12 protein-coding genes are annotated in these 11,177 nt (G+C 40.3%); 6 read left to right on the top strand and 6 right to left on the bottom strand.

Translation table 11 applies throughout. The annotated features are described in order from the left end of the window. Positions 1-189 precede the first annotated feature (189 nt). A complete protein-coding gene (locus HY063_08030; GenBank protein MBI3501729.1) occupies positions 190-822 on the bottom strand; it encodes a hypothetical protein in 633 nt (210 codons plus the stop codon). Positions 823-1,140: 318 nt separating this feature from the next. Between HY063_08030 and HY063_08025 the strand changes: the two genes are divergently transcribed. Next, positions 1,141-1,527, top strand: coding sequence for a hypothetical protein (locus tag HY063_08025; GenBank protein ID MBI3501728.1), 387 nt, complete (start codon positions 1,141-1,143; stop codon positions 1,525-1,527). Positions 1,528-1,697: 170 nt separating this feature from the next. On the opposite strand, the gene HY063_08020 is transcribed toward HY063_08025, so the two are convergent. Both HY063_08020 and HY063_08015 read right to left on the bottom strand, forming a co-directional pair. Then, the gene (locus HY063_08020) at positions 1,698-3,002 is read right to left on the bottom strand and encodes a 3-deoxy-D-manno-octulosonic acid transferase (GenBank protein ID MBI3501727.1); all 1,305 of its coding nucleotides are present in this window, start codon (positions 3,000-3,002) and stop codon (positions 1,698-1,700) included. Positions 3,003-3,056: 54 nt separating this feature from the next. Beyond that, positions 3,057-3,815 (bottom strand): hypothetical protein, encoded by a 759-nt coding sequence (locus tag HY063_08015; protein ID MBI3501726.1) that lies wholly within the window; start codon positions 3,813-3,815, stop codon positions 3,057-3,059. A gap of 69 nt (positions 3,816-3,884) precedes the next feature. On the opposite strand from HY063_08015, the gene HY063_08010 reads away from it, so the two are divergent. The 5 genes from HY063_08010 to HY063_07990 all read left to right on the top strand — a co-directional run bounded on the left by HY063_08010 (position 3,885) and on the right by HY063_07990 (position 8,376). Then, positions 3,885-4,997, top strand: coding sequence for a DegT/DnrJ/EryC1/StrS family aminotransferase (locus HY063_08010; GenBank protein MBI3501725.1), 1,113 nt, complete (start codon positions 3,885-3,887; stop codon positions 4,995-4,997). A 54-nt stretch (positions 4,998-5,051) separates the two neighbouring features. Beyond that, positions 5,052-5,510 (top strand): four helix bundle protein, encoded by a 459-nt coding sequence (locus HY063_08005; protein ID MBI3501724.1) that lies wholly within the window; start codon positions 5,052-5,054, stop codon positions 5,508-5,510. Continuing rightward, on the top strand, positions 5,507-6,805 hold the full coding sequence (locus tag HY063_08000; GenBank protein ID MBI3501723.1) for a UDP-glucose/GDP-mannose dehydrogenase family protein: 1,299 nt from the start codon (positions 5,507-5,509) through the stop codon (positions 6,803-6,805). Before HY063_08005 ends, HY063_08000 begins: the two co-directional genes overlap by 4 nt. Then, positions 6,805-7,605 (top strand): 3'-5' exonuclease, encoded by an 801-nt coding sequence (locus tag HY063_07995; protein MBI3501722.1) that lies wholly within the window; start codon positions 6,805-6,807, stop codon positions 7,603-7,605. The genes HY063_08000 and HY063_07995 overlap by 1 nt, the downstream gene beginning before the upstream one ends. A gap of 81 nt (positions 7,606-7,686) precedes the next feature. Next, positions 7,687-8,376, top strand: a complete 690-nt coding sequence (locus HY063_07990) for a fumarylacetoacetate hydrolase family protein (protein ID MBI3501721.1) — start codon at positions 7,687-7,689, stop codon at positions 8,374-8,376. A gap of 1 nt (position 8,377) precedes the next feature. Here the strand turns inward: HY063_07990 and HY063_07985 are convergent, their stop codons facing one another. Genes HY063_07985 through rfbB form a run of 3 tightly spaced genes read right to left on the bottom strand, consistent with a single transcriptional unit; the run spans position 8,378 to position 11,165 of the window. Continuing rightward, positions 8,378-9,124: a capsular biosynthesis protein gene (locus HY063_07985; GenBank protein MBI3501720.1), complete on the bottom strand. Its 747-nt coding sequence runs from the start codon at positions 9,122-9,124 to the stop codon at positions 8,378-8,380. Beyond that, complete coding sequence (locus HY063_07980) at positions 9,121-10,101, bottom strand: SDR family oxidoreductase (protein ID MBI3501719.1); 981 nt, start codon at positions 10,099-10,101, stop codon at positions 9,121-9,123. Before HY063_07980 ends, HY063_07985 begins: the two co-directional genes overlap by 4 nt. Then, positions 10,101-11,165: a dTDP-glucose 4,6-dehydratase gene (rfbB, locus tag HY063_07975; protein MBI3501718.1), complete on the bottom strand. Its 1,065-nt coding sequence runs from the start codon at positions 11,163-11,165 to the stop codon at positions 10,101-10,103. Before rfbB ends, HY063_07980 begins: the two co-directional genes overlap by 1 nt. Positions 11,166-11,177 lie beyond the last annotated feature (12 nt).

Genomic DNA, 11,177 nt, shown 5'->3' with positions numbered 1-11,177 from the left:
CGGACCATCGGACAGAAGTTTAGTGAGTATTGTCATTTCGACCATAGGGAGAAATCTCGTATGTTTGGCACAAAGGAGATTCCTCGCTTCGCTCGGAATGACACCGTTTTGCGTAAGTCCTATCTAAAATAAAAAACCCGAAAGGTTTCAAAAACCTGTCGGGTTTACTATCCGGCTGAAATAAACTGCTTACTGAACTACAATTGAAAGCCACTGGCTCCACGCAGAAGGTCTTCCTTTGCGCAGAATCGGGCGGCTTCGGAATGCCATGCGCATTGCCGAAGTTAATCCCGTAATTGTTTTTTTAGAACCGCTGGTTGAATCAATATTCACAATAGTAACTCCTCCATCGGGGGTTTGCTGCCACTCGTGCGCTCCGGCAACTTTGCCGGTGCAAATCACGCTTCCAGCCTGTTTTCCCAACTTCACCGCATCCTGCCTCGGAGTATGCGATGCCTGTTTTCGTGTTGCCATTGCAGCACTGTTAATAGTTGCTTCCGCGCTGGCGGGGTTGGCATCTGCCGCGGGCTGCACATCGTTATCGCGCAAACTATACAGGTCGCGCTTCGCTTTTTCATACGATATGTTGCGCTGCGTAACGGTTGCCGTAGGGGGCCTGCGCTTGGTGCCTGCTTCATCCGATGCTAATTGGTTCACATCGGTAAGGAGTTGCGCCAGCCGCCCTGCCGCATTCGGAAAATTAGGGTTGCCGTTCATGGCGCTGTAAATGGCGCGCGCATAGTTAATGAAATCGTTTATTCGCTTTGGAAAAAGCAGGGCAACGAGCACCCGTCTGATGATTGTTCTGATAATTCGTCCCATTGTGTTTTTTGTTTTAAGGGTTTGTGTTTTCCCGCCAGCCGCCTGCCTGCCGGTAGGCAGGGAGCAGCGGGGTTTTATTTTCGGTACAAATGAACGGAATGGTTATGAACACACCAAACCTTTAAAGGAGTTTGAAAAAGAAAAATGAAACTTTATTTTATAAAAGATGTAAAAGTTACTAATAACGAATGACTGCGAATGTTACAAATGAATACGCTCAGAATTTGTAACATTCGTAACCGATTAGTTATTGGTATCCGTAACATTTGTAATGATTCGTTATTGGTAACCTTTGTAATGATTCATTATTGGTAACCCATGTATATTCATCCTATTCATCAATACATGCTCGATAAAAGCGGGCTCAGCGCTTACTGCATACGCATTCTTATTATGAAAAGTTACGGGTTTGAGAACAGCGATGTGGGTTATGTTCTTGAAACCAATGGCGAGGCGGTAGCCACCTCCTGTAAGGCAATGATGAACCAGAAGCAGTGCTCTGACACCTTTCAGTTAATACAGGTTGCGTTAAGCGACAACTGGTTTCGCGTGCATCCGCATCTTTTCCGCGAGCGAGAAAAAAAATACACCCGCGCTGAACTCGACAGCATCCGCTTGTTTTTATTCGGCAATGATATTAAAAATGAAATGCGCGCTTATTACCATACGGCTGAAACGCTGGTGGAGATTAACGGGAAGAGTTGATGTATGTGTTTGCATGATGTTACCCATAAAAACAGCTTATTATACCATCGGTAGTCGGGAATCCGAAAATGGGACAAGGGACATGGGGCAAGCGGCAAGGGAAATTCACCCGTCCCCCGTCCCCTGTCCCTTATCCCTCCGTTCGCAAAGCCGGGTTGTTTCAGCATTTCTCAACCAACTGCATCTGCTATTTTTTCTGCCGCTCCCCTTCGCTGCATCACAAAGTTTTTGCAAACCATCGAAGCCATCTTCAGAATTTTTTCATCGGAGAGAAGCAGCGTCATGGCGCGTTCCAATTCTTTTTCATCCGTAATTGAAAAACCTCCGCCCTGCTCTGTTAATTCCTTTGCTTCAGGAAATTTATCATGCTTGGGACCGAAAATCACCGGCACTCCGAATGCAACGGCTTCGAGAATGTTATGGATGCCCGCGCCAAACCCTCCGCCTATGTACGCCACATCGGCATACTGATAAAGCGAAGAGAGCATTCCGATATTGTCAATGAGGAGGATATTTGCCGCTTTTAATTTTTCCATTGCAGAAGAAACGGGTTCCTTGCTGATTTCGGAAAAAAGTAAAATGGTTGAATGGTTAAATAGTTGAATGATTGATTGAATGTGTGATTCTGAAATTTCGTGCGGGGCAATAATAAGTTTGAAGTTTGAAGTTTGAAGTTTGAAGTTTGAAATAATCCCCTCGTCTTTACTCCACGTGCTTCCGCATACCATGACTTTGCACCTGCTCATACTCCCTTCTCCTGCGGGAGAAGGGTTAGGGGATGAGGCAAATGTTTCAACAATGGGAATTTTTTTCGGATTGGAAACCGTTTGTGCAACGCGGTCGAAACGCAAATCACCCGCCACCATTGCTTCCGGTATTCCATTTGCTGATAAAATTTTCTGAGAGGTTTCATTCTGCACAAAAATCCGTGTGAAGAATTTTAAAACTCTTCGCAGATAATTTCCGTAAATGCCCTTGAACTGTTCTTCACGGAAATTTGCCGAAACAAGATAGGTTGGAATTTTTCTATCGTGCAGTTCATTCAGGAAATTAAACCAGAAATCATACTTCACAAAAAAAACCTGCGAAGGATTCAGCAGCGAAATAAATTTTTTTGCATTTGCTTTTGTATCCAGCGGCAAGTAGCAAATCAAATCCGCGCCATCATAATTTTTTCTAATCTCATAGCCGGAAGGAGAAAAGAATGTGATTACTACTTTGTACTTTGTACTTTGTACTTTGTACTTTTCTATCAGCGGCCGCGCCTGTTCAAATTCTCCGAGCGAAGAGCAGTGAAACCAAATCCAGTCGGCAGTCGGCAGTTGTCCCGAAGGGATTGAGACCAAGCAGTCGGCAATCGTCTTAAAAATATTTTTTCTTCCTGCAACAAATAATTTTGCTTTGCGGTTAAACAAAGAAGCAATAACAACTCCGAGATAAAAAAAAAGAATTCCTATTTGATAAAACAAAATCATAGTAATTGTATTTCACATCCATCCATTCTTCCATTCTTCCAACCTTCCATGTTCTTAATGGTAGTAAAATTCCTGCGGTGTTCTTTTATACAGCGGCAAAATCCATCCCGCGCGGAAACCATAGAGCAAGTCGGTTCGCCTCTCCGTATCTGCTTTCATCAAATCGTAATCGTATCCGCGCCAGCTTTTGGTGAATGCCTGCGTAAATTCAAAGCCGGCAAAAAAATTCAGGATGCGCGTGTTGCCCAGGTAAACATAGCCGATAAATTCCTGCGCGCCCATGCCGGCAGTGAGGCGGTCATATCCTTTCAGGTATCCGCTCGTAAGTTGTGGCGACTGCTTGCCCACATCGTAAATAGTTATTTTATGCCGCATGAAAACAGGTCCTGCATAAAAAACAATTCCTGAATTTTTGTTGGGCGAAAGCACGTTAAACATTTTTCCTATATGAAAAGCAACGGTGAATCCTCTTTCAAATAATTTTACGTTTGCCGGTTTTCCGTTCTGGTTGATGATAAATCCCGATGAAGTTCTCAAACTGTCAAGGATTCCTTTTTCTTTAATCCGGTTGCCGAAGAAAAAACTTCCGCCCGCTCCGAAAATTAGTTTGCTTTTCGTCTTAAAGGAAAAATCCAGTCCGATATTTGAATTCCATCCGAAGCGCTTCGCCAAATCACCGCCCGGCAGTTGAGCGGCATACGAAAATTTCAGCATCGGAAAAAATAAAGAAGAATCTTTTACGTTCTGCGCTCTGCTGATTACTGCAAGCAAACAAAAAGTAATAATTAAAAATATTTTCGGATTGGATTTCACTCTTAATTCGTAGATTCGCTGCCGTTAATTCGTAATTCGTAAATGGTAAAAGTAAGCAGAAAAATAGAAATGGTTGACCTTGTCAGCCAGTATGAAAAAATAAAAACGGAGATGGATGCTGCCATCAGTGAAGTGATTCATTCATCGCGTTTCATCAACGGGCAAGCGGTAAAAACATTTCAAGCGGAGTTAGAAAAATATCTGGGAGTAAAACACGTAATCCCCTGCGCAAACGGAACCGATGCTTTGCAGATTGCAATGATGGCGCTCGGATTGCAGCGCGGAGACGAAGTCATCACTGCCAATTTTACTTTTGCCGCCACCGTGGAAGTCATTGCTTTTCTCGGATTAGTTCCGGTGCTCGTGGATGTGGATGCCGGCACATTTAATATTAATGCAAAAGAAATTGAAAAAGCAATCACTCCGAAAACAAAAGCAATTATTCCCGTTCATCTCTTCGGGCAGTGTGCCGATATGGAAAAAATTATTTCCATCGCGAAAAAAAATAATCTCTATGTGATTGAAGATTCCGCGCAGGCAATTGGCGCTGATTATATTTTTTCTGACGGAAAGAAAAAGAAAGCGGGAACAATTGCTCACATCGGAACAACTTCTTTTTTCCCTTCAAAAAATTTAGGCGCATACGGAGATGCCGGAGCGCTTTTCACCAACGATGACGAACTCGCAAAAAAATGCCGAATGATTTGCAATCACGGAATGAGCACGCAGTATTATTATGAAATGCTTGGCGTGAACTCCCGCCTTGATTCTATTCAGGCGGCAATCTTAAACGTGAAATTAAAATATCTCGATAACTATGCTACGGCAAGAAATAAAGTTGCCGACTATTATGATAAAGCATTTGCCAATCATCCGAAGATTAAAACTCCCGCGCGCATAAAAAATTCCACGCATGTTTTTCATCAATACACATTGACGTTAAATGGAATTGACAGGGATAAATTAAAAGCACATCTTGCATCGAAAGAAATTCCCGCTATGATTTATTATCCGGTGGCGCTTCACTCGCAGCCCGCCTATCGGAATAAAATTAACGAAGGGAAAAAATATCCGGTCACAGAAAAACTCTGCGCCTCTGTAATTTCTCTTCCCATGCACACGGAACTGGATGACGATACGCTGAAATACATTTCGGATTCCGTTCTGGAATTTTGTAAATGAAGGAAGAATGGAAGACGGGAAGGGTGGAAGAATGGCAATACAAAATTTGTTTTCATGATTGAAAAAAGAAAAAATATAAATCGGGGATATAGAAAACTTCATGTTTGGCAGAATGCTGTAGAGATTTATTCCCTTGTTGTAAAAATATTCTTAAAGTTTCCTTACGAACAAAAAAGAATTGCTTCGAATGCTATTGATGCCGCTCAAAGCATATCAAGAAATATTTCTGAAGGATATTGCCGAAGAAGTATTAAAGAATATTTAAATAGTTTAAATTTTTCTCTCGGTTCATGCGGAGAATTATATACTTGCTATTATTCTTGTTTTAAGGCGGAACAGATTACTGAAAAAGAATTTGAGGAATTAGATGCGCTGCATTACAAAGTAGAAAATCAGTTAATCAAACTTATAGAATCCTTGCAGAAAAAGAAAATAGATAATGATTGGGATGATAGTTTTGTTCCTTCCAACCTTCCAACCTTCCAACCTTCCAACCTTCCATCAGAAATATGAACATCGCAGTCATCGGCACCGGATACGTTGGTCTTGTTACAGGCACTTGCTTTGCCGAAACCGGCAATAAGGTGATTTGCGTTGACATTGACAAGGAAAAAGTGAAACGCATGCAGAATGGAATCATTCCCATTTACGAACCGCATCTCGAAGGAATTTTTCAGCGCAATGTAAAATCAAACCGCCTTTCTTTCACAACAAATCTGAAAGAAGCAATTGAAAAATCTCTTGTGATTTTTTTAGCACTTCCTACGCCTGCGGACGAAAATGGTTCTGCGGATTTAACGCATGTGTTGGATGTCGCTCATCAACTCGGAAAAATCATTAAAGAATATAAAGTTGTAATAAATAAAAGCACCGTTCCTGTCGGCACCGCTGAACTTGTGCGAAAAGTAATTGCAAAAAATTGTAAAGTTGAATTTGATGTAGTGAGCAATCCTGAATTTCTGCGCGAAGGTTTTGCCGTGGATGATTTCATGAAGCCGGACAGAGTGGTGGTGGGAACTTCTTCCGGGCGGGCAAAAAAAGTAATGGAAGATTTATACAAACCGTTCGTACGCCAGGGAAATCCGATTCTTTTCATGGATGAAAAATCTTCGGAACTTACAAAATATGCCGCTAACTCTTTTCTCGCCACAAAAATTTCCTTCATGAATGAAATTGCAAACATCTGCGAAAAAGTTGGAGCCGATGTGGATAAAGTAAGAATAGGAATTGGCGCAGATGACCGCATCGGGAAAAGATTTTTATTCGCAGGAATCGGCTATGGCGGAAGTTGTTTCCCTAAAGATGTGCAGGCGCTCGAAAAATCTTCTGAAGAAAATAAATATGATTTCAAAATCCTGAAAGCGGTAATTGAAGTGAACAAACGCCAGCGCGAAATGTTTCTGAAAAAAATAAATACGCATTTCAAGTATAAGATGCAAGGAAAAAAGATTGCGGTATGGGGATTGGCATTCAAGCCCGACACCGATGACATCCGTGAAGCGCCCGCCCTTTATCTCATCGAAAACTTTTTGAAAGAAGGTGCAAAAGTTTCCGCGTATGACCCTGAGGCGATGAACAATGTGAAAAAAAATTATGATGGAAAGATTCATTTCGGAAAAGACCATTATGAAATTCTGAAAGATGCCGATGCGCTGGTGATTTGCACCGAGTGGAGTGTTTTCCGTACGCCCGATTTTGATGAGATGAAAAAACTGATGAAAGGAAAAATAATCTTTGACGGAAGAAATCTTTACAGCAAAGAACAAATGAAAGAACTCGGATTTGATTATTCAAGCATTGGAAGATAATGGCAAAACTAAATCTCACCCGCCCGCTCGCCTTCTTCGACATTGAAACAACCGGATTGAACATTGCATCCGACCGCATTGTAGAAATTTCCATTCTGAAAATTTATCCTCCCGAAGGAAATAAAAAAGAAAGCAAAACAATTCTCATCAACCCAACGATTCCTATTCCGAAAGAAGTTACAAAAATTCACGGCATCAGCGATGTGGATGTTGCAGACGCACCAACATTTTCTGAATGCGGAAAAGAACTGTCAGATTTTCTTCACGATTGTGATTTGGCAGGATACAACTGCAACTATTTTGACATTCCATTATTGATGGAAGAATTTCTCCGCGCAGGAATTGATTTTGATGTGAAGGACAGAAAGTTTGTGGATGTGCAGGGAATTTTTCACAAGAAAGAAGAGCGCACGCTCACTGCCGCTTATAAATTTTACTGCGGAAAATCATTAGAGAAAGCGCACAGCGCGGAAGCAGACATTACTGCCACTGCGGAAATCCTTGAAGCGCAACTGGAAAGATATCCTGACTTACAAAATGATGTTGCATACCTTCACGGTTTTACTTCACGTTCGCGTAAAGTTGATTTTGCAGGAAGATTTATTTACAATGAAAAAAATATAATCGTTTTTAATTTTGGAAAGCATACGGGAAAATCCGCTGAAGAAGTTTTTACAAAAGAGCCGTCCTATTATTCCTGGATGATGAACGGAGAGTTTTCGCTGCACACGAAGAAAGTAATTACTGAAATCTTCGAAAAACGAAACAATACGAAAAATACGAAAGCCAATACTCAATAACAATAATCAGTTGTTATAAGTCAAAACAACCTACGATTTTTTCATTTCGTACTTTCGTATAAATTCGCTTTTCGAAGATTTATGAAGATTATCTGCATAGGACAAAACTATCTTGAACACATAAAGGAACTGAACTCCGCCATTCCCGATGAGCCGGTTTTTTTTCTGAAGCCCGATACTTCTCTTCTCACAGACAACAAACCATTTTTTCTTCCTTCGTTTTCAAATGACATTCACTACGAATGTGAAATTGTTTTGAAGATAAACCGCCTCGGAAAACATATTGATGAAAAATTCGCACATAAATATTACGATGAACTCACTGTGGGAATTGATTTTACCGCGCGCGATATTCAGAAGGAGCAAAAGGCAAAAGGATTGCCATGGGAAAAAGCAAAAGGGTTTGATGGTTCAGCGCCTGTGGGGAAATTTATTTCAAAGAAAAAATTCGGAAGAATGGAAGAATGGAAGAATGGAAGAGCGGATGAGCGTGCTGTTTCCCAACCTTCCAACCTTCCTATCTTCCAACCTTCCATGCGGAATTTGAATTTCCATCTGAACATAAACGGAAAATCCGTTCAGAAAGGAAACACCAGCGATTTACTTTTTTCTTTCGATAAAATAATTTCTTTCCTCTCTCAATTCATCACCCTCAAGATTGGCGATTTAATTTTTACGGGAACTCCGGTGGGAGTTGGCGCGGTAAAGATCGGAGATAAACTTGAAGCGTTTTTAGAAGGAGAAAAATTATTAGCGTTTGAGGTGAAATAAATCACAACGTACTGTTCAGCAGTTTCCCGCTCTCAATTAATTTATGAATTGCTTTTTGGTAAACTGCTTCACGCATAACTTCCACATGCCTGAGTTTATGACAATCACTTCCTAAAAAATCAATCATGTTCTTTTCAATCAGAAGTTCGGCAGTTTTTTTTGAATCATTTCCATAGTAGCCCGCAAGAGAATTAATGTTGAGTTGAAATAAAATTCCTTTCGCTTTTAATTTTTCGTACTTCTCTGAATTTCCCATCCAGAAAGGATAGCGCTCGGGATGAGCGAGCACGGGCTTGTATCCGGCAGTAAGCAATTTAAAAATAACGCTCTCAAGGTTATCGGGAGAATTCACATACGAAACTTCAAACAACAAATATTTATTTCCAAATGTTAAAAGTTTTTCCTGCTCAAGTTTACGTTCAAAATCAAAATCCAAATAATATTCCGCAGCGGCTTCCATCTGCATGGGAATGTTTTCATTCTTGAGCGCCACACGGACTTTTTCCAAGCCCGATAAAATAATTTGAGGATTGTTTTTATATCCATCGCTGAGAATATGCGGAGTGGTAATTACTTTTTTATAACCGAGTTTATGAAATTCGCGGATGAGCGCAACGGAATCGTCCATGGTTTGCGCGCCATCGTCAATGCCCGGAATGAAATGCGAATGCATATCGGTTTTCAAAACAGATAAGTCACAAGGAAATTTTTCTCTTGAACTTTTAAATATATTTGAAAAAAAACTCATTTACGAAACCATTCAACAGTTTGCCTCAATCCTTCCTCTACAAAAACAGAAGGAGAATAATCTAAAATAGATTTTGCTTTTGAAATATCTGCGAGGGAATTTTTTACGTCTCCCCTTCTCTCTTCGCGGTAAGTAGCATTTAACGATGAGCCGGTTATTTTTTTCAGCGTGTTGAATAAATCATTCACAGAAATTTTTTCTCCCAGTGCAATGTTGAACACTTGTCCGAGCGCAGATTTGTTTTCACAAAACATTGCTTTGATGTTTGCCTGCACGGCATTCTCAACAAAAGTAAAATCGCGTGATTGTTCTCCGTCACCATTTATGAAAACAGGTTTATTCTTCATCAAGCCATCAATGAACAACGGGATTGCCGCAGCATATGCTCCTCTCGGGTTTTGTTTCGGCCCGAAAATATTGAAGTAGCGCAGCCCGATGATTTCCATGTTATAAGTGCGGGAAAAAATATCCGCATAAAATTCATTCACCAATTTTGAAACCGCATAGGGAGAAAGCGGCTTGCCGATTTTTTCTTCGTGCTTGGGAGATTCGGTGCTGTCGCCATACACGGAAGAGGAACTTGCATAAACAATTCTTTTCACTCCGGCATTTTTTGCCGCAACCAGCACGGAAAGAAATCCGCTGGCATTTGCATTATGCGTTGCAATCGGATTTTCTATTGAACGCGGAACAGAACCCAGCGCTGCCTGATGAAAAACAAAATCAATTCCTTCAAACGCTTTTCTGCACTCGTTCAAGTCGCAGATATTTTCATGAATGAATTTGAAATTATAAAGATGTCCATATTGCCTGATGTTTTCTTCAAAGCCAGTTGAAAGATTATCAAGCACAACAACTTTTTTCGACTTGTACTTTAAAAGATATTCAACAATGTTGCTGCCGATAAATCCTGCGCCTCCTGTAACAAGGAAAGAATGTTTTGATAAATCTTTTGTATGGAAAGGTGAATCGTACACTATCGCTTTATGTATTGCTGCTCGTAATATTTTTGATAATCACCGCTCGTTACATTTTTCAACCACGCATCATTCGACAAATACCAGTCAACAGTTTTTTCAAGGCCTTCTTCAAATTTCAAACTTGGTTTCCATTTTAATTCGCGCTGAAGTTTAGAGGAGTTGATTGCGTAACGTAAATCATGTCCGGCTCTGTCTTTTACAAACGTGATGAGTTTTGCAGACGCGCCTTTTTCTCTTCCGAGTTTCTTATCCATTATTTTGCAAAGAAGTTTTATCAAATCAATATTTTTCCATTCATTGTTTCCACCTATGTTGTAAGTATCTCCAACTTTTCCCCTATGAAAAATGACATCAATCGCGCGCGCGTGGTCTTCTACAAAAAGCCAGTCACGAACATTTTGTCCTTTTCCATAAACAGGAACGGATTTATTATTCTTGATATTATTTATCGCCAGCGGAATTAATTTTTCAGGGAAATGATACGAGCCATAATTGTTCGAACAATTAGAAATTTTTACGGGCAAGCCATACGTATCGTGATATGCTCTCACAAAATGATCCGAGCTTGCTTTGCTTGCTGAATACGGACTATGCGGATCATAGGAGGTAGTTTCTTTAAACTTTCCTTTTTTTCCGAGCGAACCGTATACCTCATCCGTACTCACATGATAAAATAATTTTCTTTTCGGAATATTTTCTAAAGAAGATTGCCAGAATTTTTTTGCAGTGTTCAGGAGAGTAACTGTGCCAATCACATTTGTATTTACAAATTCAATCGGAGTTGCTATACTTCTGTCCACATGAGATTCGGCAGCGAGATGAATGACAGCATCAAAATTATTTTTGGAAAAAAGTTCTTGAATGAAATTTGCATCAACAATATCTCTTTTTACAAATTCATAATTTGATTTCTTCTCAACATCGCGAAGATTTTCAAGATTGCCAGCATAAGTAAGTTTATCGAGATTTACAATTTTATAATCGGAATATTTATTTACAAATAATCGAACGACATGGCTTCCGATAAATCCTGCTCCGCCTGTAATTAAAATCTTTTTCAATTTTCAGTTTTT

It is taken from the genome of Bacteroidota bacterium, assembly GCA_016195025.1.
GTDB lineage: Bacteria > Bacteroidota > Bacteroidia > Palsa-948 > Palsa-948 > Palsa-948.
Note: the sequence above shows the minus strand (reverse complement) of the source record. Positions and strands in the feature narration are given on the sequence as shown.